Origin of the sequence: Rugosimonospora africana (assembly GCF_016862975.1) — a bacterium.
Taxonomy (GTDB): Bacteria; Actinomycetota; Actinomycetes; order Mycobacteriales; family Micromonosporaceae; genus Rugosimonospora; species Rugosimonospora africana.
In genome coordinates this window covers 207,643-229,201 of record NZ_BONZ01000006.1, presented here as the reverse complement: position 1 = coordinate 229,201, position 21,559 = coordinate 207,643, and the positions used below count along the sequence as shown (strand labels likewise).

Here is a 21,559-nt window from a genome sequence, read left to right as displayed (position 1 = left end):
GTTACTCGATCCGCAGCGGTTGCTCGATCAGGTGGATGTCGATCGGCCTCGTGGGTTCGATCCACGACTGCGTCTGCGGCGCGTCCGGCGCGACCTCCCAGCCGAGATTGACCCGGTCGATCCCGATCGGGTAGATGGTCAGCGAGCCATCCCGGTCGAAACGCAGCCGCAGGAAGCACTTTGAGTCCACAATGGACTGCCCGGCGAACAGCTCGTTCAGGTTCACCCGGGCCGTACTGGCCAGCAGCAGGTAGAGGCAGAAGAGTTCGAGCGCGATCAGGCCGGACACCGGCAGGTAGATGACCACGGCGGCCAACAGCGGCAGCGGCCAGACCCAGTCACCGAACGGCAGGTGCAGCCACGCCCAGGCGCCGAGCACGCCGAGAGCGGCATGCGCCAGCCCGTGTCCGACGCCGAACATCCAGTGTTTCGACTGTTTACCGCCCTTGGACGGCATCGCGAAGAACGTGGCCCCGCCGATGATCAGCAGGCCCATCAGCGCCGCCGGGATGGTGAACAGGCGTTGCGCCGTTCCGGACGGGTGGCGCATCAGCTCGACCAGGGCCATCGCATACAGGGTGTGCACGGCACCGAGCAGCGCGGCGAAGCTGGAGTTACGGGCCAGGACGCTGGTGAACACGCTGGTGGCGTAGCGCCGCGACCTCGCCTTCGAGGGGTACGTGGTGGCCAGCCCGTACCGCTTGATCGGGCTCTGCCGGCGCGACCTGCTGACCGGCGGCGGCACCATGATCTCTTCGGGCAGCTTGTGCGTCGGGTACAGGTAGGCGCCGCCGCCGCCGCAGGTGATCAGCTGGCGGTCCGGCCCCTCGTACCGGGCGTAGTGGTGGAGGTCCCCGGAGAGCATCAGCTTTACCTTGGCGCCGGTCGGCTCGACGACGGTACGCATGAAATAGTCGATGGCGTCGTAGGCGCTCGCGTCGTCGATCGCCTCGACCCACCCCGGCGTCGACGAGCACAGGATCAGCCGATCGTCGGCGTCCAGCCGGGCCGCGACGTCCCGGAAGTAGCGCAACTGCGGGTCGTCCAGGTACGCGCCGAACTGGGTGTCGATGGCCAGCAGCCACCACTTGTGCGGCAGCGAGATGGCGAAGTACGAGCGGGCCTGCGCGTTGACCCAGCCGCCGATGCTGTCCGCCTCGTTCTTCGCGAACAGCCGCAGGAACGCGGTCAGGCCGTCGTACCAGTCGTGGTTGCCCGGCAGCGCGTACAGCTGGGGTTGGTCCGCGCCGTACGCGCACGGCAGCGCCGCCTTGTACGGCCCCTTCGTACGGTCCTCGTACGCACCGGTGCTCGCGGTCGGGTACACCTCGTCGCCGCCCATCATCAGCACCTTGCCCCGGGGCAGCTCATGCCCATCGACCGTGAGGCTGGGCTGGGCGAGCAGGTAGGCCACCGTGTAGGTGGGGTTGAATCCGTCGCCGAGGTCGGCGACATAGTCGAACCACAGTTCGTCCCGGTCGGCGCCCTCGTCGTAGACCCTGGCCGGCAGCGTGTTCTGCAGCTCGCGCTTGTCGAGGTACGCGCCGAACATCTGCGACAGGATGACCCGCAGCGCGGTGCCCGAGAGCTGGACGGGCTGGAGCCAACCGACCGGGGGCTGCGGGCGGAAGCCCAGTTCCTTGGGGTCGAAGGTGCGCGGTCGTGGCTCGGTGACCGGCTGGTCGTCGATGGTCATGCGGTCGCCCGCGAGGTCGGGCGGCGCCGGGCTGCCGGCCGCGAGGGACGCTGAGCTGCCGCCGCCGTCGCGCACCCGAGGACCGGTCGGCGGGGCGCCGCGGTCGGGCGGTCGTTTGCTCGATTGGTCATGCGTGTGCAGGGTAATCAATGATGTGCGGCCGGGGTAGCAGCGCGACCGGTCGCGCCAGGCATCTCGATCATGCCTTTGGCCAGGAAAAACCCGGTATGACGATCAACATCGTAACGGTTTGGGAACACCTCGGGATCCGAGACGACCTTGCCGATACCCGGTGGGCCCGCCATGACCGCGTCGCGTAGACTCAACGGGTCTCGCGCCGCCTTAGCTCAGTCGGTAGAGCACATTACTCGTAATAATGAGGTCGTCGGTTCGATTCCGACAGGCGGCTCCACGCGCGACGCGCACGCAAAGGCCGGAGTTCAGCTCCGGCCTTTCGTGGTTTCCGGGTTGGAAACGGTACGTGTTCGGGTCGCGACTCTCGACGATTACCGCAGGCCCAGTCGGGGAATACGTTGACAGGCATCAAAGTCCCGGCGGATCGGCCGGTACTGTCGGCGGGTTCCCGAGGCGTTGTCGATGGCAATATGCTCGCACCGCGCGGGCATGCCGCGCGTCGTCGCGTACGCACGCGTCGCCGCGGAGGTAGGCGTTGCCGCGGGGCACTGGGGGAGGGCCTTATGGGACGCAACGGGTCCGGCTCGACAGCCGGATCCGGTCGGGACCGTTTCGTCGACGCGTGGGCGCGGGCGATCGGCGGGACCAGCTATGTCCCGATGAGCTCCGCCGCGCTGAGCGAGCTGCTGCGTGGCCTCACCGACCAACTGATCGCGGCGCTGTCCGCGCGGCCGTTCTCCGCCGATTCCGCGCGGCGGGTGGGAGCGGCGCTCGTCGACGCGCACTTTCTCAACCCGGACGCGCTCAGCCGGACCGTCGCGCTGCTCGGCACGGAGTTTGCCGGCGCTGTGGACGCCCAAGCGGACGCCCGGAGAGGGCAACCGACCGCCGATCCCGAGCCGCGCGACACCGCCGGCCGGATCGCCGGGCTTCAGGGCGCGCTGGCCAGCGGGTACACCTGGGCGCTGCGCCGGCGCACCCTCGACGACCAGGAGCAGGCATGGGACGCGCTGGCCGCCGCGCAGGCCCAGGCCGAGGCGCGGTTCCGGGCGGTGTTCGCCAGTGCCGCGATCGGGATCGGTATCGCCGACATCAGCGGCCGGATCCTGGAGGCGAACCAGGCCCTGGCCGACCTGCTCGGGTACCCGATCGAGGAGCTGCGACAGCTGACCGTGTGGGACCTGTCGCACCCGGACGACGAGCCGTCCAGCTGGGACGGGTACCAGCAGGTGATCGGCGGCGAGGTGGACTACATCCGCCGCAACCGGCGTTACCGGCGCAGGGACGGCAGCACCGTCTACACCGAGATGACCCTGTCCCTGCTGCGCGACCGGGACGGCCGGCCCCGATACACGGTGGCGATGATCCAGGACGTCACCGACCGGCAGCGGCTGCACGCCCGGCTGCGCCACGAGGCGCGGCACGACCCACTGACCGGCCTGCCCAACCGGCGGCTGTTCCTGGAGCGCATGAACGAGCTGTTCGCCGCCACCGACCGGGACCGCAGGGTCGGGCTCTGTTACCTGGATCTGGACGACTTCAAGGTGGTCAACGACACCCTCGGCCACGACCTCGGCGACCGTCTGCTGGCCGCGATCGCCGCTCGGCTGGAAGTCGCGGTCTCCCGCCTCGGGCACTTCGTTGCCCGGATCGGGGGTGACGAGTTCGTCGTGCTCGTCTCCGACTCGACGGATACCGAGCAGGTCGTCGGGGTGGCACGCGACGTGCTCGCCGCGCTGGAGGCTCCGGTCCCGATCGCCGGCCAGGAGCTGACCGTCGGCGCGAGCGTGGGCGTGGTGGAGCGCGCCGTGCGCGGCAGCGACGTCGAGGACATGATGAAGGCCGCGGACACCACTCTGTTCTGGGCGAAGTCGGCCGGCGGCCGCCGCTGGGCACTCTTTGACGAGGACCGGCACGCACGCGAGGTCACCCGGTACACGCTGTCCGCGACCATGCCGGCGGCGCTGGAGCGGGGTGAGTTCGTCGTCGAGTACCAGCCGCTGGTGCGGCTTGCCGACCGGGCGCTGCTGGGCGTGGAGGCGCTGGTCCGGTGGCAGCACCCGACGCTCGGCCGGTTGCTGCCCGACCAGTTCATCGAAGTGGCCGAGGCGAGCGGGTTGATCGTGCCGCTGGGCCGCTGGGTGCTGGCGGAGGCGTGCCGGCAGGCCCGGAGCTGGCAGCGGGACGGTGAGCCCGACCTGGTGGTGAGCGTCAACCTGTCGGTACGCCAGATTCACCAGCCGGACCTCGCCGACACGGTACGGGACGTGCTCCGCCAGACCGGGCTCGAACCCCGGCTGCTGCAGCTCGAACTGACCGAGAGTGCGGTCATGGACACCACCGGCGAGCCCATCCGGATGCTGCGCGCCCTGGTCGCCATGGGAGTCCGGATCGCGATCGACGATTTCGGCACCGGGTACTCCAACTTCGCGTACCTGTGTGACCTGCCGGTACACAACCTGAAGCTGGCCGCGCAGTTCATCGAGGGGCTCTGGGACTCGCAGCCGGCCGATCCGGCGCGCGACCGGATCGTGGCCACGCTGGTCGGCCTGGCTCACGGGCTCGGGCTGTCCGCGACCGCGGAGGGCGTGGAGACGGCGGCACAGGAGGCTTGGCTGCGCGACCTGGGCTGCGACTGCGGGCAGGGCTGGCTGTTCGGCCGGCCGGTGCCGGCGGAGGAAATCGGGCGCATGCCGCGCCAGGGTGAGATCGTGCGCGTGCCGCGCCAGGGCGGGACGGGGCGCGCACCGAGCCAGGGCGAAGCCGCCCCGCTGGACGCCGCGGCGGCCAACTGATCCCTACCCGAGCGCTGCGGCCAGCACGATGGCCATCACGCCTCGGACCGGAGCGTCTCGACCATTTGCCCCGAACTACGCCAAACGCCGTAGATAGCCCAAATCGGGACTAAAGTCGATCCGTCAGTTCCAGGCGATCCAGGGGGTGGGACGCCCATGTCCAGCAGTAAGAAGAGTTCCGGCGAGCGCTCGCGGGGCAGCGGCGGGTACGCGTTCCTGGCGGTGTTCGTCGCCATCGCGGCCATGCTCCTGTTCTTCGGGGTGGCCGTGTACCGGTACAAGACCGGTACCGAGGTGGGCGCCGCGCTGGGCGTCATCACCGGCACGGTCGGGACCATCCTCGGAGGCTTCCTCGGCGTACAGGCGGGTGCCTCGGGTAAGAGGGAAGCCGAAGAAGCTCGTCGGCAGGCGGAAGCCGCGCGCCAGGCGGCCGAGGAACGGGCCACCGCGCTCGCGGCCGCGCTGGAACCGGACAAGGCCGTGTACGTGCTGAACACGGTCGGCAGGCCGAGCGGCCTCGCGAGTATGTCGTAGGGCCGCCTCGTTCTTGGGCGGGCCGGTCAAGCGGCCCGATTGGGAGAGAGAGTTAGGGCCGTCAGGTCCGCCTGGTTTGTGGGCGGGCCGGTCAAGCGGCCCGATTGGGAGAGAGCTAGCCCACACCAGGGCTATTTCGGTTGTCAGTGGGACCGCTGTCGAGAAATGCTTGTGCGGAGCAAGTATCTCGGGGGATTGCGGGGAACAACTTTTGCCGGACGATCACGTCGAGATCGGGCGTCAATTCGGCATCTTCCTTCGTCGGGCTGACCGGTTCTATGCGAGCCTTCGCGTTCCACCGGACGGTCTCGACCTGGAGCGGGGCGCTTATATCTTGCTGAGCCGGATCGCCAGCGGCGGTCCGGCCCGGCTGTCCGCGCTGGCCGATGACGTGTGTCTCGACCTGTCGACGGTCAGCCGTCAGGTCGGCGCGCTGGAGTCGGCCGGCTTGGTCGGGCGCTCGCCCGATCCCACCGACAAGCGGGCCGTACTGGTCGGAGCCACGGCCAGCGGCCACGAGGTGTTCGCCCGTAACCGGGATCTGTGGCTGTCCGCGCTCCGCGACCTGCTCGCGGACTGGACCGCCGAGGAGCGGGCCGAGTTCACCAGGCTGTTCACGCGGCTCAACGAAACGATCGCCACATCGGGACAGGAGAAAAGATGAGTACGGCCGTCGGGCACCAGACCCGGCCACAGCTGAGTCACCGGCAGATCCTTCTGTTGATGGCCGGTCTGATGACCGGCATGTTGCTGGCCGCGCTGGACCAGACCATCGTCGGTACCGCACTGCCGACGATCGTCGGCAAGCTGGGCGGGATCAACCACTACTCATGGGTGGTCACCGCCTACCTGCTGGCCTCGACCGCGTCCACCCCGTTGTACGGCAAGGTGTCCGACCTGTACGGTCGCCGGCCGCTGCTGATGTTCGCCATCGGCACCTTCCTCGTCGGCTCGCTGCTGGCCGGGTTGTCGCAGAACATGACCGAGCTGATCCTGTTCCGCGGGATCCAGGGTCTGGGTGCCGGTGGTCTGATGACCTTGGCGTTCACCATCGTCTCGGACGTCCTGCCGCCCCGCGACCGGCCTCGGTACCAGGGCATCTTCGGCGCGGTCTTCGGCCTGTCCAGCGTGGCGGGCCCGCTCGTCGGCGGGTACTTCGCGCAGCACGACTGGCGTTGGATCTTCTACATCAACGTGCCGCTGGCGATCCTCGCGATCTTCGTGTGCTACTCGGTGCTGCGGCTGGTGCCGCACGTCAAGCGCGAGCACAAGGTGGACTGGCAGGGCTCGATTCTCATGGTCCTCAGCGTGATCTGCCTGCTGCTCGCGCTGTCCTTCGGCGGTAGCACGGGCTGGGCCTGGACCTCCGCGAAGGTGCTCGGCCTGCTGATCGCGTTCGTGGTTCTCGCGGCGGGATTCATGTTTGTCGAATCGCGTGCGTCGGAGCCGATCCTGCCGCTGCGGCTGTTCAAGATCCCGAGCTTCTCGATCTCCAACGCGGCGACGTTCATCCTCGGCTTCAGCATGTTCGGCGCGATCATCTATGTGCCGCTGTACCTGCAGATCGTCAAGGGCGCGACGCCCACCAAGTCCGGTCTGCTGATGCTGCCGATGATGGCCGGCGTGATCGTGACCTCGATCGTCTCGGGCCGCGTGATCAGCAAGCTCGGGAAGTACAAGTGGAGCACGATCGCCGGTACCGTCATCCTCGCCGCCGGCCTGCTGCTGTTCACCCAGTTGCAGGTGGACACCCCGCTGTGGCTGTCGTTCATCTACATGCTGGTGATCGGCATCGGTCTGGGCCTGTCGATGCAGCCGCTGATCCTGGCGGTACAGAACTCGCTGTCCCTGCGCGACATGGGCTCGGGTACCGCGACCGCCACGTTCTTCCGCTCGCTGGGCGGCTCGGTGGGTGTCGCGGCGCTGGGCGCTGTGCTGAGCAACAAGCTGAGCAGCGCGCTGGCTCCGCTGGTCACGGCGGCGCTCAAGCAACTGCCGCCGGACGTGGCGCGGCACTTCGCCGGACAGGCGAACAACATCTCGATCAACGACCCGGCGTCGATCAAGGCGCTGCCCGGCCCGCTGCGTTCGGCGATCCAGCACGGCTTCGTCGACACGCTGCACCCGATCTTCCTGGTCGCGGGCCTGGTCGCGCTGATCGCGGTGGTGCTCTGCCTGGTCCTGCCGAACAGCGAGCTTCGCGGTGCAGGCCAGCCGGGCGGCGAGCAGGACGGCGAGTACCGCGAGGCGGCGGCCGAGGCGCTCATCGGCTGAGCATCGCCTGAGCGCAGCCGGAGCCGGTCTGTGGCGTAGGCGAGCACAACCAACGGAAGCAGAGTCTGAGCCCAGCCGCTCTGTGGCGGGGCGGGCCGCTGACGGTCCGGTTGCCGGGAACGGATCCCGGTAACCGGACCGTTTTGCCACTGGCCCGGTGTGACGCTCGCCACTAACGTGTGATCATGCGTAGCACGATGATGGATCTCCCACTCCAGATCTCCCGGCTTCTCGAGTACGGCCGCGGCGTGCACGGCAGGTCCGAGGTGGTGACCTGGACGGCGGACGGTGCCCGGCGCACTACGTACGCCGAGGTCGGCGCCCAGGCCGCCCAACTGGCCCACGCGCTGCACGACGACCTCGGCGTGGTGGGCGACCAGCGGGTCGGCACGTTCATGTGGAACAACGCCGAGCACCTGGTCGCCTACTTCGCGATCCCCAGCATGGGTGCGGTGCTGCACACCCTCAACATCCGGCTGTTTCCCGAGCAACTGGCGTACATCGCGACGCATGCCGAGGACCGGGTGGTGATCGTCGACTCGACGCTGGTCCCGCTGCTCGCGAAGAGCCTGCCCCAGATGCCGACCGTGGAGCACGTGGTGGTGGTCGGCGGAGGTGACGCCGGCCCGCTGGAAGCGACGGGGATACCGGTACACCGGTGGGAGGCGCTGCTGTCTGGCAAGCCCACCGAGTACGACTGGCCCGATTTGGACGAGCGCGACGCGGCGGCCCTGTGCTACACGTCGGGTACCACCGGGAACCCCAAGGGCGTGGCCTACTCGCACCGGTCCATCTGGCTGCACTCGATGCAGGTCTGCTCGCCGGCGGCGTTCGGGCTCACCACGCACTCCCGCGAGCTGGCCATCGTGCCGATGTTCCACGCGATGGCGTGGGGGGTGCCCTATGCGGCGTTCATGGCCGGCGCCTCGCTGATCATGCCGGACCGGTTCCTGCAGGCCGCCCCGCTCGCGGAGATGATCAAGAGCGAGCGGCCCAACCTGGCCGGGGCGGTACCGACCATCTGGACCGACCTGCTGGCATACCTGGACTCGCATCCGGACGCCGACGTCTCGTCGCTCAAGGAGGTCGTGGTCGGTGGCTCGGCCTGCCCACCGGCGTTGATGCACGCGTTCTCGGAGCGCTACGGCGTCGAGATCCTGCACGCCTGGGGGATGACCGAGATGTCCCCGCTCGGTTCGGTGTCCCGTACCCCGGCGCTCGTGGACGGCCAGGAAGCCTGGAACTACCGGTACACACAGGGCCTGTTCCCGGCCTCGGTCCAGGCGCGGATCGTCGGGCCGCTCGGCGACGTACAGCCCAACGACGGCCAGGCGGTCGGCGAGGTGGAGGTCCGGGGCCCCTGGGTGACCGCGCGGTACCTCGGCGACGACGTACCCGACCCGGACAAGTTCCGCGACGGCTGGCTGCGTACCGGCGACGTCGGCACGCTGTCTGCCGACGGCTTCCTGACGTTGACCGACCGGGCGAAGGATGTCATCAAGTCGGGCGGCGAGTGGATCTCCAGCATGGATCTGGAGAACCACCTGATGGCGCACCCGGCCGTGCTGGAGGCGTGCGTGATCGGGGTACCGGATCCCCGGTGGGACGAGCGACCGCTGGCCGCCGTGGTGCTCCGCGAGTCGGCCGCCGTCACGGTCGACGAGTTGCGCGAGTTTCTCGCCGGCCGGGTGGCGAACTGGCAAGTGCCGGAGCGGTGGGCGTTCATCGAGGCGGTACCCAGGACCAGCGTCGGCAAGTTCGACAAGAAGGTGGTCCGCGCGCAGTACGCGGACGGCGCCCTGGACGTGCGGATGGCCGGCTGAGCGACGGCGCCAGGTAGACGGGCCGGCGTGGCCGGGAGGTGCGCGCCGGCTCAGGCCGACCGGCGCGCCTTCTTCGCGGCCGTCTTCTTGGCCGCCGTACCCTTCGCGGCGGTCTTCTTCGTGGCCTGCTTGTCCTCGTCCGCGGCTGCCTTCGCGGCCGTCTTCTTCGCGGGCGCCGCCTTGGTGGTCTTCTTCGCCGGGGCGGCCTTCACCGCGGCCTTCCTGGCGGACTTCGCCGAGGTGATCGGTGTCGGTTCCGACGAGCGCGGGGCACCCGACTCGCCGCGTGCCGCCCGGGCCCGGTCCACCGACGCCCGCAGCGCGGCCATCAGGTCGACGGCCGGTGCCGGCGCTGCCTCCTCCTCGGCCGGCGCGACCACTTCGCGGCCTTCGATCTTCGCGTCGATGACCTCCTGAAGAGCCTCGCGGTAGTTGTCCGTGTACGCGTCGGGCTCGAAGTCGGCCGCCATGGAGTCGATCAGCGACTCGGCCATCGCCAGCTCCTGCGGCCGGGCCGAGTAGTCCTCGTCGAGGAAGTCGAACGCGGGCGCACGCACCTCGTCCGGCCACAGCATCGTGTTGAGGACGAGCACGCCCTCGCGGACCCGCAGGGTGGCCAGCTGCTCCCGCTGGCGGAGCGCGACCTTCACGATGGCGACCCGGTCCACCCCGGTCAGCGCGTCGCGCAGCAGCACGTACGGCTTGGCGGCGGTGTTTTCCGGCTCCAGGTAATACGCCTTGGCATAGAGCATGGGGTCGACCTGCTCGGCCGGCACGAACTCCAGCACCTCGATGGCGTGCGAGGTGGTCAGCGGCAGGTCGGCGAAGTCCTCGTCATCGAGGATGACCATCTCGCCGCCGCCGATGTCGTAGCCCTTGGCGATGTCGTCGTACGAGACTTCCTCGCCGTCCACCGAGCACACCCGCTTGTACCGGATGCGCCCGCCATCGGTGCGGTGCACCTGATGGAAGCGAATGTCCTTCTCTTCGGTCGCGGAGTAGAGGCGGACCCCGATCGACACCAGGCCGAACGAGACCGCGCCCTTCCAGATCGCCCGCATACAGCCAGGATACGACCGACGACCAGGGAAAACGACCGCTCCGAAGGGTTCAAAGGCGCAATTACCGGCCCAGACGGAACGTAATGTGTGGGGCGCTCTCAGCGAGGGCGCCCCAAAAAGCAAGCAACGACCCCCTGCTCAGGGGTCGTTGGTGTTCGGCTAACTCAGCAGGCGAGGTCGAATTCTCCGTCCTTGGCGCCGGCTACGAACGCGCTCCATTCGGCTGGCGTGAATACCAGCACCGGACCGCTGCGGTCTTTGGTGTCGCGGACCGCAACTGTGTCGTCGAGGATCGCGACCTCGACACAGTTGCCGTTACCGCTGCTGCGTGAGCTTTTGTGCCACGCGGCGCGGGTCAGGTCCATGGCGGCCATACCGCACCCCCTTTTGTCTTTTAGGAGAGCTATCGGAGGAGTTACTGAATGTTACGAGAAGCTTCGCGTAGTAGGGCAATCGAGTCGTCGGGACCGAGCGCCATACTGCACAGCTTCTCGTGGACCATGGTATACCCTCCGACGTGTTCGGGCTCCTCCAAAGCTTGTCCATTTGTGAGATTTTCCAGGTAAACGATTGATTCGGCCGGGGCGTCTTTGAAGCTCAGGATTACGTAGGGTGTTGTCATCGCAGGGTGCCCACCGGCCGCCATCGGTAGTACCTGGATAGTTACGTTCGGTAGTTTCGCAAGATCCGCTAGCTGCTCCAGTTGCTCGCTCATCACGTCGGGTCCGCCGACCGGGCGCATCAGCACCGCCTCGTTCAGGACGGCGGACAGCGCCACCGGCGTCTCCTGGTGGCGCAGGATCTCCTGGCGCTGGATCCGGGCGGCAACCTTGCGGTCGATGTCCACGTCGCCGACGGTCAGCAGGAACATGGCACGCGCGTACGCCTCGGTCTGCATCAACCCCGGCACCGACTCGGCCTCGTAGGTGCGCATCACGGACGCCTCGGCCTCGAGTCCGACGTAGAACTCGAACCATTCCGGCAGGACGTCGCTGTAGTTGTGCCACCAGCCCCGCTGCTGGGCGCCCCGGGCTATTTCAATCAGCACCTCGGCGTCGGCATTGTTGACCTGGTAGAGGGCGAGAGCGGCGCGCACGTCACGCGGCTTGATGCCGATCTGCGCGTTCTCGATCCGGGACAGGTTGCTTTTGGACATATCGAGCTGCCGCGCGGCCTGGTCCAGTGTCAATCCATTTTGTTCGCGCAACTGGCGAAGCTCGCGGGCAATACGGCGGCGGCGAACGGTCGGGCTGCTGGTCACGGCGCTGAGTCTCGCATCTGTAGCAGAGGAATGCTAGGGACTCGTGACGCAACGTGATTATCTGGGAGTTGCATCGCAATAGACGTCGGTGCATGCTGTGTGGAGCGTCGGCGTCGAGTTCCCCGAAGTCGGCTGTTCCGGATGACGACGGCTGCGGGAGAGCGGCGCCACGCACGCGTCGCGGATCGGTCCTTGGGCCGGACCGACGAGCGACGTGGTTGGAGCGGTGGCCAGGGGAGGAGTCCGGGCGTGACCATGATCGTTCCGACCGATTCATCCGCCGCCAGCGGCGGGGAGGGACGAGCTGCCGCGGTCAAGCGGCCGCTCTCCGGGCTCGAATCGGTCGCGACGACGATCGGTGCGGGACTTCTCGCCATGGCCGCCGACCTCCTGCCAACGGTGGTCGGCGACGGGCCGATGCTGAGCAGCGATGTGCACGCCACCCTGTATTCCGCCGCCCGGGTTCTGCCTGGTGGCGACGATTGCGGTCGCGCCCATCTGGTCGCCGATCAGGCTGAGGAGATGTTCGCCGCCTACCTGGTCGCGGCCGGCGAGACCGGGCCGGCCAGGTCGCCGCGGCGCGCGGTCCGGGGCTGGGTGACCGGGGCCCCGATGTGGGCGGTGGCCGGCGGGCTGCGCGCGGCCGCCCGCTATTTCTGCCGGCCAGGGGCGCACCAGCCGCTATAGGGTCTGAAGGGTGCCCGGCGCGCCCATGCTCGCCACCGCCGGTCCGCTGCCGAGCGGGCCGGGCTGGGCGTATGAGTTCAAGTGGGACGGCGTGCGGGTGATCGCCACCGTCGAGCGCGGCACCCTGCGGCTGCGTGCCCGTAGCGGCGCGGAGGTCACCGCGGCCTATCCCGAGCTGGCGCCGCTGGGCGCGGTCCTCGACCAGGCGGTACTCGACGGGGAGATCGTCGTGCTGGACGAGGACGGGCGGCCCTCGTTCACCGCGCTCGCGGAGCGGATGCATGTCCGGGAGGCGGGCCGGGCGGCCCGGTTCGCGGCCACCCGTCCGGTCACGTACATGATCTTCGACCTGCTCGCGCTGGACGGGCTCGACCTGACCGGCCGGTCGTACGCCGACCGCCGCGCCGCGTTGGAAGACCTGGACCTGTCCGCGAGGCGATGGCTGGTACCTCCCCGGTTCGATGACGGTGACGCGACCCTGGCGGCTGCCGACGAGTACGCGCTGGAGGGGGTGGTGGCCAAGCGGCTCTCGGCGCCGTACCGGCCGGGTACCCGCTCGCCGGACTGGGTGAAGTACAAGCGGGAGCACACTGCCGACCTGGTGGTCGGCGGCTGGCGACGGGGCGCGCGGACCATCGGAGCCCTGCTGGTCGGCACCGCGCGGCCGGACGGTCGGCTGGAGTTCCGTGGCCGCGTCGGCGGCGGGATCTCGGCCGCCAAGGAGCGGGACCTGCTCGCCGCGCTGCGTCCGCTGATCGTGCCGTCCTCGCCGTTCGCGAGCCCGCTGCCCCGGGAGGACGCCCGGGACGCGGTCTGGGTACGGCCACAGGTCGTGGTGGAGGTCCGGTACGGCCAGGTGACCGCCGACCACCGGCTGCGCTTCCCGCGCCTGGAGCGGCTGCGCACCGACAAGTCTCCGGAGGAGTGTGTCGATGCCTGATCGCTTCCCGGTGCAGGTCGACGGCATCACCCTCGAGCTGTCCAATCTCGACAAGGTGCTGTACCCGGCCGCCGGGTTCACCAAGGGCGAAGTGATCGACTACTACACCCGGGTCGCACCGGTCCTCCTGCCGCACCTGGCGGGCCGCCCGCTGACCCGGATCCGGTACCCGAATGGGGTCGGCGGCAACGGATTCTTCGAGAAGAACGCGCCGGCCGGCGTCCCGCACTGGGTACGGATCGAGACCCTGCCCGCACCCGGCTCGTCGAAGGGCCGGGAGACCCTGGACTATGTCGTCGCCGATGACCTGCCGACCCTGGTCTGGCTGGCCAACCTCGCCTCCCTGGAACTGCACGTCCCACAGTGGACGGTCGGCTCGGCGGGGCCGGACCGGCTGGTCGTGGACCTGGACCCCGGCCCGCCCGCGGGCTTGCCCGAGTGCACCGAGGTGGCCCTGCTGCTGCGCGAGCGGCTAACCGCCGATGGCCTGGACCCGCAGCCGAAGACCTCCGGACGCAAGGGCATGCAGCTGATGTGCGCGATCGCGGGCAGCCAGCCGGCCGAGGAGGTGGCCGCGTACGCCCGGAGGATCGCCGAGGAGTTGGAGCGGGACAACCCGAAGCTGATCGTCGCCCGGATGGCCAAGAACCTGCGCCCACGCAAGGTGTTCATCGACTGGAGCCAGAACAACGCGGCGAAGACCACGGTGGCGCCGTACTCGATGCGTGCCGAGCCGGCGCCGACCGTTTCCACGCCGCTGACCTGGACGGAGCTGGAGAAGGGCCGGGTCCGCCAGTTCCGCGCCGACGAGGTGCTCAAGCGGATCAAGCGGTACGGCGACCTGTTCGCCGACCTGACCGGCGGAGACGGTCCGGAGGTACCCCGGCCGTCCCGCCGGTCCTGACGCTCAGGTCGCCGCACGCTCAGGTCTCCGCCATGGCCGACACGATCGAGGCGCGGGCCGCCCGGCGGGCCGGCAGTACGGCGGCGGCGACCGCGGCGACGGCGGCGATGGCCAGGTACCCGAGCAGCTGGCCCACCGGTACCGTCACCTCCGCAGCGAAGCCGGTGAACATCACCCGGGTGGTGGCCCAGCCGTACAGCAGGCCGAAGCTCAAGCCGACGATCGCGCCGACCACGCCCATCAGCAGCGCCTCGATCAGCAGGGTGGCGCGCAGCTGTCCCCTGGTCAGGCCGAGCGCGCGGATCATCGCCGACTCGCGGGTGCGCTCGAAGACCGACAGCGACAGCGTGTTCATGATGCCGATCAGCGCGATGACGACGGCGATTCCGAGCAGGGCCGCGACCGCGGCGATCAGCGAGTCGACCGACTGGTTGATCTCCGATCGCCACTCGGCGAGGCTTGCGACGCTGATCACCGGATAGTCGTCCGTCACCGACTCGACCGCCGCCTGCGAGCTGGCCGGCGACACCCCGGGCGCCGCCTTCACCAGGACGGTGTCGTCGGTGCTCGCCGGATACAGCGTGGCGAAGTCGGACCACGCCAGGAGCGCGACCCCGAACTGCGACTCGCCGCTGACCAGCGCGGCCACGGTGAAGCGGCCACCGCGTCCGTCCCCGGTGGACAACGTGACGGTGTCGCCGACCTTCTTGCCCTTCGCGTCCGGTGCGGAGGTGAACAGGATGATCGATCCACGCCCCAGGTGAGCCGTCGACCCGGCGACGACCGGCATCGCCGCGCCGGTCAGCAACGCCTGACCGGACGGGTCGACCGAGCCGACGTCGAGCCGGGTGCCGTCGAGGGTGACCTGACCGAGCCGGATCTCGGCGACCGTGCCGAGTTCGGGCCGGTCGCGCAGCCGGCGCGCCACCTCCGTGGGGACGCCCGAGCCGTGGTCGGGATCGCTGGACCGCAGCATGTAGTCGATCGGGTAGTGAGTGTTGAGCTGATCGTTGGCCGTGGTTCTGACGGTCGTGATCGCCACCGTCGCCGCCGACATCAGGCCCACGCCGATCATCAGCGCCGCCGTGGTGGCCGCGGTACGGCCCGGATTGCGCCGGGCGTTCGCGGCGGCGAGCCGGGCCGGGGTACCGAACAGGCGTCCCGGCAGCCAGCCCAGCGCGGCGGTGAGCGGGCCGACGAACAGCGGCGACGCGATCAGTACGGCGAGGAAGTTCACCAGCCCGCCGGCCACCACGGCCAGCGTCGCGGTCTGCGCGTCGCCGGATGTCCGGGAACCGGCCACGGTCAGCGCCGTACCGGCCGCGGCGACCAGTACGGCGGCCGCGATCCGGAGGACTCGCCGCCGGCCCGGGGACGCGGTGGCAAGCGGCGCCACCTGGAGCGCCGCGAGCGGCGGCACCCGGGTTGCCCGTACCGCGGGGATGAGCGCCGACGCCGCGGTGACCACGACACCGACCAGCAGGGCGACGACGATCGGGGTGGGCGTGAGCACGACGGCGTGCGACGGTAGCGATTCGTCCACCGCCCCGAGCCCGCGGAACAGCCCGTACCCGAGCAGGGCTCCGAGCCCGATGCCCAGTACGCCGCCGGCCAGCCCGACCGCGACGGACTCCAGCAGCACCGAACCGAACAGCTGGCCGCGGGACGCGCCGACGCAGCGCAGCAACGCCATGTCCCGCATGCGCTGGACGATCAGGATGTTGAACGTGTTGTAGATGACGAACGCGGACACCACGCACGCGATGATCGCGAAGATCAGCAGCACCTCGGTGAACTGGCTGAGCTGGTTGATCGCGTCGTTCGCCAGGTTGTCCCGGTACTGTGCCCCGGCGACGGCCCGCACCTCGGGCAGCGCGGCGCGTACCTTGCGGGTGAGCAGCCACTGGTCCTGGCCCGGTGCCGCCTTCGCCACCACCTGGCTGTACCCGGTGGCCCCGGCCAGGCGCGCCATCGCGTCCTGGGTGAGGATCACCACGGCTTCGCCGGCGTACTGCTTGGAGTCGCCGAAGCTCACGATGCCGACCAGGGTCACGGTGTGCCTGACCTGCTTGGTGTCCAGCACTGTCAGGGTGTCGCCGACGGCGTACCCGGTGTGCGCCGCGGTGTCGGCGTCGAGGGCGGCCTCGGTGACGCCGGCCGGTACGCGTCCCTTCGTCACGTCGTACGGGCGCAGCGCCGGCACGGTACCGGCGGACAGCGCGATACCCGGCTTGCCGTCGTTGCCGACCAGCTTGCCCTTCTTGTTCAGCAGCGGCAGGGTTTCGTGCATCCGTCCGTCGGCCAACGCCACGCCGGGCACGCGGCGCACGTTGTCCAGTGTGGACAGCGGCAACTCCATGGCTTGGGGAGAGCCGGCCTGGGGAGCGCGGGCCTGTGCCGAATCGGGCAGCGTGATGGAGACGTCGACGTTGCGCGCGGTGCGGGCGTACTCGTCGTACATCGCGGCCTTGATCGTGTCGTTGAAGATCAGGGTGCCGGCGATGAAGCCGACGCCGAGCACGATGGCCAGGGCGGTGGCGAGCAGCCGCAGGGTGTGGGCCCGCAGCCCGGCGAGTGTGGTCTTCAGCATCTCCGGCTCAGCCCCTCCGGGTTGGCGCGGGCTCGCTCAGCCGCCGCAGCGCGTCGAGGACACCGTCGGCGGTGGGGTCGGGCAGGTCGCCAGCCAGCCGGCCGTCGGCGAGCAGGACCACCCGGTCGGCGTACGAGGCGGCGTTTGGGTCGTGGGTGACCATGACAACGGTCTGGCCGAGTTCGCGTACCGAGTCGCGCAGGAAGCCCAGTACCTCGGCGCCGGAGCGGGAGTCCAGGTTGCCGGTCGGCTCGTCGGCGAAGATGACGTCCGGCCGGGGCAGCAGCGCCCGGGCGCACGCGACCCGTTGCTGCTGCCCACCGGACAGCTGCGCCGGGAAGTGTTCCAGCCGGCTCCGGATGCCGAGCACGTCGATGACGGTGTCGTACCACTGCCGGTCGGCCCGCCGCCCGGCCAGCTCCAAGGGCAGCCGGATGTTCTGCGCGGCGGTGAGCGTGGGCAGCAGGTTGAAGGACTGGAACACGAATCCGACTCGTTCCCGGCGCAGCCGGGTGAGGGCCTTGTCGGACATGCCGGTGATCTGGGTGGAGCCGATGGCGACCGTGCCGGAGCTGACCGTGTCCAGGCCGGCGGCGCAGTGCATCAGGGTCGACTTGCCGGAGCCGGACGGGCCCATGATGGCGGTGAACTCGCCAGCGCCGAAGGTGACGCTCACCCGGTCCAGGGCGCGTACCGCGGTGTCTCCGGTCCCGTACACCTTGACCAGCTCATTCATCGACACGGCGGCCCGGGTCGTGGTCGTGGATGTTGTCATGCCGGCACGCTATGGCGGCGCGAGGGCCGCGGTCGTCGCCGCGAAGAACGCTTTGTGGGTACGACTCAAGGAGGACCCGACCCTGGCGAGCCTCGGGGTGCCAACTCCCCCACGCGGGGTAGCCCGAACCGGCGCCCTGGTCCACGATGAGCCGATGCGCGTACTCCGGCTCGCGTCCGTGCCCCTGTTCGGCGCGGCGGTCCTGACCGGCGTGGTCCTGATCGGGTCACCGGCCGTGTCGGCTCCGAACGATTCCTCGCTCACCCTCGCGCCCAACCACGGCCTGCCCACCGCGGTCTTCGTGGCCCAGTACCGGGTCCAGCCGTCCGGCACGCAGCAGGGACCGAGGCTGGGCTGCCCGGTCGTGCAGTTCACCTGGGACGGCCTGCCGCTCGGCGCCCCGCAGCGGTCGGCCCGGCGAAACGGCACCACCGCCTGCGTCGCGAGCATCCGCGCCCGGCCACCGGCCAGAGCCCGTGCCGCCGGGGCGCACCGGGTCGCGGTACCGGGGACTCTCGGGCGGCCCGCGCAGGTGGCCACGTACACGATTCAGGGCGCTGTCAGTCCCACCCCGAACGCCGGGCGGCCGACGCCGACCCACGCCGCGACGTCTGTCGCGCAGGAGCCGACCGAACCGGCGCTGTTCGCCCCCAGCAGCCTGGGCGGCCAGGTCGTCCCGCTCAACAACGGGGCGCCGAGCGCCCAGACGGCGCCGCTGAAGACCAGCGGTTCGATCGGGCCATGGATCATGATTCTCGGTGCCGTGCTGGTAGTCGGTGGGGTGGGCATGCTCGGCATGCTGGTCTACCGGGGCAGGCGTCGCCGGCCCGATCCGCGTGTCGACCCCGAATTCGGGTTCGACCCCGAGGTGGGCGGCTTCTACGACTAGGCCGTGTCTCGGAGTGCTCGGTCGAGCCGAGGCGAGGTCCAGGCGGCGATCCGGCAAGGCGGAGTTTCGTCCGGATACCGGTGTTGTATCCGGACGAGACGACAAGGCCGCCGGTCGTCGTCTGGACCCGCCGCAGGCCGGCCAGGCACTTCGAGACACGGTCTGGCTTCATCTGAGCGTATTCGGGCAGGCCGGACGCATAGTCTTTCGACCATGGCGATGGCCGGAACCCGGGTACACACAGCCGTAGACGCGGTCAACGAGATCAGCCACCGGTCGAGGGCGGACCTGTCCGACCGCGTCCGGCGCCTGCGCGGAAGCCTGCTGTTCGCCGCCCAGGGCGGCCTGGCGGCATCGCTTGCCTGGCTGGTCGCGCACGAGCTGATCGGCCACCCGCACCCGTACTTCGCGCCGATCGCCGCCGTGATCGTGCTGAACGTGTCGGTCGGCCAGCGGCTACGCCGGGCCGTGGAGTTGCTGGTCGGAGTGGCGCTGGGAATCCTGCTCGGTGATCTGCTGATCTACTTCACCGGTACCGGGGCGTGGCAGATCGGAGTGTCCGTCGCCTTCGTCATCCTGGCCTGCGTGTTCCTCGGCGGCAGCCCGACCGTGATCGGTCAGGCGGCGTCCTCGGCCGTCCTGGTGTCGACCCTGGCGCCGCCGCAGAGCGGCATCTACTACTCGCGTTTCGTGGACGCCCTGGCCGGCGGTGTGGTCGGAGTGCTGGTGCTGGCGCTGCTGCTCCAGATCAACCCGCTCACGGTGATCAAGCGTGCGGCCGAGCCGGCGTTCGGCTGCCTGGCCGAGGGGCTGCGGGACTGCGCCGCCGCGTTGCGGGCAGGCAGCCTCCAGGACGCGCAGGCGGCCCTGGACGCACTGCGGGACGCGGACGCGTCGGTCACCCGGTTCCAGGACGCGCTGGCCGATGCCCGGGAGACCGCGACGCTGGCGCCGGTCCGGTGGCGGGCCCGGGTGCCGCTGACCGAGTATGTCGACGCCGCCCCACACATCGACCACGCCCTGCGCAACGCGAGGGTGCTGGCACGCCGGGCGGTGATCGCGATCGAGGACGGCGAGGAGTCGCCCGCCGCCCTGATCGCCTCGTTGCAGAGCGCGTCCGAGGCGGTGGAAACCCTGGTGCGGGAGCTGGCCGCGGGCCGGGATCCGGTACGCACCCGGGAACTCACCCTGGCCTCGGTGGCCATAGCCGGCGAGGCGTACCGGCGTGGCCTGGGCTTCTCCGCCGGGGTGATCGCCGCGCAGATCCGCACCATCGGCACCGATCTGCTGCTGGCCACCGGGGTGTCGGACCGCGCGACGACGCGGTTGATCCACCGGGCCGCCGGCCGGGTGGCCCGCCCCTCACGCCCGGCAAGGTAGGCAGGGACAGGGTCTAGTCTCAGTCCATGAGCCAGCTCGCTGGGAGCCTCGAACCGATCCAGCCCCGACGGCCAGACTGGAAGAGGATCGGCCTGCTGGCCGGATTGATCGTCTTCATCGCGCTGTGCGGTGTGGCGATGCTGATCCTGCTGGGATACAACATCGGCCCGCGGGCGCTGGCCGTCGGCGTGCTCGCCGCGATCATTCCGGTACCGGTGCTGGTCGCGGCCTTCTTCTGGCTCGACCGGTACGAGCCGGAGCCGATCAAGTACCTGGCCTACTGTTTCGCCTGGGGCGCCTGCGTGGCGACCCTCGTCGCGTTCCTGCTGAACAACCTGGCCGGCTGGGCGTTCGGGAAGCTGCATTGGCCGGCGGCCCTGGTCGCGGTGGTGGTGGCGCCGATCATCGAGGAGTCGATGAAGGCGCTCGGCCCGATCCTGCTGTTCTGGCGCCGGCGCCGGACGTTCTCCGGCGTGGTCGACGGGATCGTCTACTGTGGACTGTCCGCGACCGGCTTCGCGATGGTGGAGAACATCCTGTACCTGGGCGGGTACGGGTACGCCAGCGGAGCCGACAAGGGCGGCGTGGCGGGCGGCCTCTCCCAGGTCATCGCGCTCTTCATCGCCCGGATCCTGCTGTCAGGCTTCGCCCACCCGCTGTTCACCTCCATGACCGGCGTCGGGCTGGGCGTCGCCGCCCGGGCCGGCTCGAAGGCCGTGCGCCGGCTGGCTCCGCTGGCCGGGCTCCTCGCTGCGATGATCATGCATGGCTCGTGGAACCTCATGATCACCCTGGCCCAGCAGACCGGCCAGTACCTGATCCAGCTCTACGGGTACTTCTCGGTGATGGTTCCGATCTTCCTGGCCATGGTTGGGCTCGCCCTCTACCTGCGAGCGTGGGAGGGCCGGCTGACCGAGCGGATCCTGCCGGAGTACGTGCGGACCGGCTGGCTCACCGCGCCGGAGGTCGCCACGCTGGTCACCATGGGGCGGCGGATGTCCGCCCGAGCCTGGGCGAAGCGGGTGGCCGGCGACGAGGGCGACCGGGCGATGCGCGGGTACCAGTTCGCCGCTACCCAGCTCGCCCTGCTCCGCGACGGCCTCCACCGCGGCCTGGCGATGCGGCCCGCCGACCTGACCGCCATGCTCGCCGAAGAGCGCCGGCTGCTGGAGGCGATCGCCTGGTACCGGGGCAAGTTCTCCCGGGATCCGCACGCGCCGCCGGTGACTTGGGACGGCACCCGCTATCACGTGAGCTTCCCGGACGGCTCGGTGCGCACGGTCGAGCCGCCGGAGCTGCCGGTGGTACCGGTGCCCGTGGTGCTGCCCCGGTACCCGCAGACCGGTTACCGGTAGCGGTGCGAGCGCGTTGGACTACAGGTAGAGCCCGGTAGCGTCGGGCTCGACCCGGCTGGCCGCGACGGCGTGGACGTCGCGCTCTCGTAACAGGATGTAGTCGCGCCCGTGCAGTTCGACTTCCGAGCGGTCGTCGGGATCGAAGAGGACCCGATCACCCATCACTATCGACCGTACGTGTGGGCCGACGCCCACCGCCGTAGCCCAGGACAACCGCCGGCCGACCGAGGCGGTGGCGGGAATCACGATGCCCGCGGCAGAGCGTCGTTCCCCCTCGTTTCCCTCCAGCCGGACGAGGACGCGGTCGTGGAGCAGGCGGATGGGCAGACCTTGGTCGGGGTCGTTCGCGTTCACGATCGGTACGGTACAGCGGATCTCGATTGCCTGCCTCGGTACGGTAGGTCTGGTGGGGGCACCGCTACGGGACGGCACCGCGTCACAGTCGGTAGCCATCGAGCGG

General features: G+C 69.8%; 18 protein-coding genes and 1 tRNA gene. 12 read left to right on the top strand and 7 right to left on the bottom strand.

Annotation, left to right across the window (positions count from 1 at the left end; all coding sequences use genetic code 11):
• Position 1: 1 nt before the first annotated feature.
• Entirely contained in the window at positions 2 to 1,696 is a 1,695-nt protein-coding gene (locus Raf01_RS02870; protein WP_203916088.1) for a metallophosphoesterase family protein, read from the bottom strand.
• A gap of 336 nt (positions 1,697 to 2,032) precedes the next feature.
• On the opposite strand from Raf01_RS02870, the gene Raf01_RS02865 reads away from it, so the two are divergent.
• The 6 genes from Raf01_RS02865 to Raf01_RS02840 all read left to right on the top strand — a co-directional run bounded on the left by Raf01_RS02865 (position 2,033) and on the right by Raf01_RS02840 (position 9,257).
• Positions 2,033 to 2,108: transfer RNA gene (locus Raf01_RS02865), tRNA-Thr, on the top strand.
• A 286-nt stretch (positions 2,109 to 2,394) separates the two neighbouring features.
• On the top strand, positions 2,395 to 4,626 hold the full coding sequence (locus tag Raf01_RS02860) for a putative bifunctional diguanylate cyclase/phosphodiesterase (RefSeq protein ID WP_203916087.1): 2,232 nt from the start codon (positions 2,395 to 2,397) through the stop codon (positions 4,624 to 4,626).
• Positions 4,627 to 4,782: 156 nt separating this feature from the next.
• A complete protein-coding gene (locus Raf01_RS02855; RefSeq protein ID WP_203916086.1) occupies positions 4,783 to 5,160 on the top strand; it encodes a hypothetical protein in 378 nt (125 codons plus the stop codon).
• A 211-nt stretch (positions 5,161 to 5,371) separates the two neighbouring features.
• Positions 5,372 to 5,824 carry a MarR family winged helix-turn-helix transcriptional regulator gene (locus tag Raf01_RS02850; RefSeq protein ID WP_203916085.1) on the top strand — a complete coding sequence of 151 codons (453 nt, stop codon included), beginning with the start codon at positions 5,372 to 5,374 and terminating at the stop codon, positions 5,822 to 5,824.
• Entirely contained in the window at positions 5,821 to 7,434 is a 1,614-nt protein-coding gene (locus tag Raf01_RS02845) for an MDR family MFS transporter (protein ID WP_203916084.1), read from the top strand. The genes Raf01_RS02850 and Raf01_RS02845 overlap by 4 nt, the downstream gene beginning before the upstream one ends.
• Before the next feature lie 200 nt (positions 7,435 to 7,634).
• Positions 7,635 to 9,257: a long-chain fatty acid--CoA ligase gene (locus tag Raf01_RS02840; protein WP_203916160.1), complete on the top strand. Its 1,623-nt coding sequence runs from the start codon at positions 7,635 to 7,637 to the stop codon at positions 9,255 to 9,257.
• Positions 9,258 to 9,307: 50 nt separating this feature from the next.
• On the opposite strand, the gene ku is transcribed toward Raf01_RS02840, so the two are convergent.
• The 3 genes from ku to Raf01_RS02825 all read right to left on the bottom strand — a co-directional run bounded on the left by ku (position 9,308) and on the right by Raf01_RS02825 (position 11,579).
• A complete protein-coding gene (gene ku, locus Raf01_RS02835) occupies positions 9,308 to 10,318 on the bottom strand; it encodes a non-homologous end joining protein Ku (RefSeq protein WP_203916083.1) in 1,011 nt (336 codons plus the stop codon).
• A 164-nt stretch (positions 10,319 to 10,482) separates the two neighbouring features.
• Positions 10,483 to 10,692, bottom strand: a complete 210-nt coding sequence (locus tag Raf01_RS02830) for a DUF397 domain-containing protein (protein WP_203916082.1) — start codon at positions 10,690 to 10,692, stop codon at positions 10,483 to 10,485.
• Positions 10,693 to 10,733: 41 nt separating this feature from the next.
• The gene (locus Raf01_RS02825) at positions 10,734 to 11,579 is read right to left on the bottom strand and encodes a helix-turn-helix domain-containing protein (protein WP_203916081.1); all 846 of its coding nucleotides are present in this window, start codon (positions 11,577 to 11,579) and stop codon (positions 10,734 to 10,736) included.
• A 249-nt stretch (positions 11,580 to 11,828) separates the two neighbouring features.
• Between Raf01_RS02825 and Raf01_RS02820 the strand changes: the two genes are divergently transcribed.
• Genes Raf01_RS02820 through ligD (Raf01_RS02810) form a run of 3 tightly spaced genes read left to right on the top strand, consistent with a single transcriptional unit; the run spans position 11,829 to position 14,110 of the window.
• On the top strand, positions 11,829 to 12,266 hold the full coding sequence (locus Raf01_RS02820) for a hypothetical protein (protein WP_203916080.1): 438 nt from the start codon (positions 11,829 to 11,831) through the stop codon (positions 12,264 to 12,266).
• 25 nt (positions 12,267 to 12,291) lie between these two features.
• Entirely contained in the window at positions 12,292 to 13,206 is a 915-nt protein-coding gene (gene ligD, locus Raf01_RS02815; protein WP_203916159.1) for a non-homologous end-joining DNA ligase, read from the top strand.
• Positions 13,199 to 14,110 carry a non-homologous end-joining DNA ligase gene (gene ligD / locus Raf01_RS02810; RefSeq protein ID WP_203916079.1) on the top strand — a complete coding sequence of 304 codons (912 nt, stop codon included), beginning with the start codon at positions 13,199 to 13,201 and terminating at the stop codon, positions 14,108 to 14,110. The genes ligD (Raf01_RS02815) and ligD (Raf01_RS02810) overlap by 8 nt, the downstream gene beginning before the upstream one ends.
• A 19-nt stretch (positions 14,111 to 14,129) precedes the next feature.
• Here ligD (Raf01_RS02810) and Raf01_RS02805 read toward each other — a convergent pair whose 3' ends face one another.
• Both Raf01_RS02805 and Raf01_RS02800 read right to left on the bottom strand, forming a co-directional pair.
• Positions 14,130 to 16,700, bottom strand: coding sequence for an ABC transporter permease (locus Raf01_RS02805; RefSeq protein ID WP_203916078.1), 2,571 nt, complete (start codon positions 16,698 to 16,700; stop codon positions 14,130 to 14,132).
• A 7-nt stretch (positions 16,701 to 16,707) separates the two neighbouring features.
• A complete protein-coding gene (locus Raf01_RS02800) occupies positions 16,708 to 17,475 on the bottom strand; it encodes an ABC transporter ATP-binding protein (protein ID WP_203916077.1) in 768 nt (255 codons plus the stop codon).
• On the opposite strand from Raf01_RS02800, the gene Raf01_RS02795 reads away from it, so the two are divergent.
• From Raf01_RS02795 to Raf01_RS02785, 3 genes are all read left to right on the top strand, one after another.
• Positions 17,474 to 18,364: a hypothetical protein gene (locus tag Raf01_RS02795; protein ID WP_203916076.1), complete on the top strand. Its 891-nt coding sequence runs from the start codon at positions 17,474 to 17,476 to the stop codon at positions 18,362 to 18,364. The genes Raf01_RS02800 and Raf01_RS02795 overlap by 2 nt on opposite strands.
• 213 nt (positions 18,365 to 18,577) lie before the next feature.
• On the top strand, positions 18,578 to 19,744 hold the full coding sequence (locus Raf01_RS02790) for an FUSC family protein (protein ID WP_239133311.1): 1,167 nt from the start codon (positions 18,578 to 18,580) through the stop codon (positions 19,742 to 19,744).
• A 26-nt stretch (positions 19,745 to 19,770) separates the two neighbouring features.
• Positions 19,771 to 21,099: a PrsW family intramembrane metalloprotease gene (locus Raf01_RS02785; protein WP_203916075.1), complete on the top strand. Its 1,329-nt coding sequence runs from the start codon at positions 19,771 to 19,773 to the stop codon at positions 21,097 to 21,099.
• Positions 21,100 to 21,117: 18 nt separating this feature from the next.
• Here Raf01_RS02785 and Raf01_RS02780 read toward each other — a convergent pair whose 3' ends face one another.
• Positions 21,118 to 21,453 carry a GroES family chaperonin gene (locus tag Raf01_RS02780; RefSeq protein ID WP_239133310.1) on the bottom strand — a complete coding sequence of 112 codons (336 nt, stop codon included), beginning with the start codon at positions 21,451 to 21,453 and terminating at the stop codon, positions 21,118 to 21,120.
• Between the last annotated feature and the right edge of the window lie 106 nt (positions 21,454 to 21,559).

What these genes read in the sequence shown, in the direction of transcription:
- Raf01_RS02870 (WP_203916088.1), bottom strand. Translation starts at nt 1,696, where the DNA reads ATGACCATCGACGACCAGCCGGTCACCGAGCCACGACCGCGCACCTTC.
- Raf01_RS02860 (WP_203916087.1), top strand. Translation starts at nt 2,395, where the DNA reads ATGGGACGCAACGGGTCCGGCTCGACAGCCGGATCCGGTCGGGACCGT.
- Raf01_RS02855 (WP_203916086.1), top strand. Translation starts at nt 4,783, where the DNA reads ATGTCCAGCAGTAAGAAGAGTTCCGGCGAGCGCTCGCGGGGCAGCGGC.
- Raf01_RS02845 (WP_203916084.1), top strand. Translation starts at nt 5,821, where the DNA reads ATGAGTACGGCCGTCGGGCACCAGACCCGGCCACAGCTGAGTCACCGG.
- Raf01_RS02840 (WP_203916160.1), top strand. Translation starts at nt 7,635, where the DNA reads ATGGATCTCCCACTCCAGATCTCCCGGCTTCTCGAGTACGGCCGCGGC.
- ku (WP_203916083.1), bottom strand. Translation starts at nt 10,318, where the DNA reads ATGCGGGCGATCTGGAAGGGCGCGGTCTCGTTCGGCCTGGTGTCGATC.
- Raf01_RS02830 (WP_203916082.1), bottom strand. Translation starts at nt 10,692, where the DNA reads ATGGCCGCCATGGACCTGACCCGCGCCGCGTGGCACAAAAGCTCACGC.
- ligD (WP_203916159.1), top strand. Translation starts at nt 12,292, where the DNA reads ATGCTCGCCACCGCCGGTCCGCTGCCGAGCGGGCCGGGCTGGGCGTAT.
- ligD (WP_203916079.1), top strand. Translation starts at nt 13,199, where the DNA reads ATGCCTGATCGCTTCCCGGTGCAGGTCGACGGCATCACCCTCGAGCTG.
- Raf01_RS02805 (WP_203916078.1), bottom strand. Translation starts at nt 16,700, where the DNA reads ATGCTGAAGACCACACTCGCCGGGCTGCGGGCCCACACCCTGCGGCTG.
- Raf01_RS02795 (WP_203916076.1), top strand. Translation starts at nt 17,474, where the DNA reads ATGCCGGCACGCTATGGCGGCGCGAGGGCCGCGGTCGTCGCCGCGAAG.
- Raf01_RS02800 (WP_203916077.1), bottom strand. Translation starts at nt 17,475, where the DNA reads ATGACAACATCCACGACCACGACCCGGGCCGCCGTGTCGATGAATGAG.
- Raf01_RS02790 (WP_239133311.1), top strand. Translation starts at nt 18,578, where the DNA reads ATGGCGATGGCCGGAACCCGGGTACACACAGCCGTAGACGCGGTCAAC.
- Raf01_RS02785 (WP_203916075.1), top strand. Translation starts at nt 19,771, where the DNA reads ATGAGCCAGCTCGCTGGGAGCCTCGAACCGATCCAGCCCCGACGGCCA.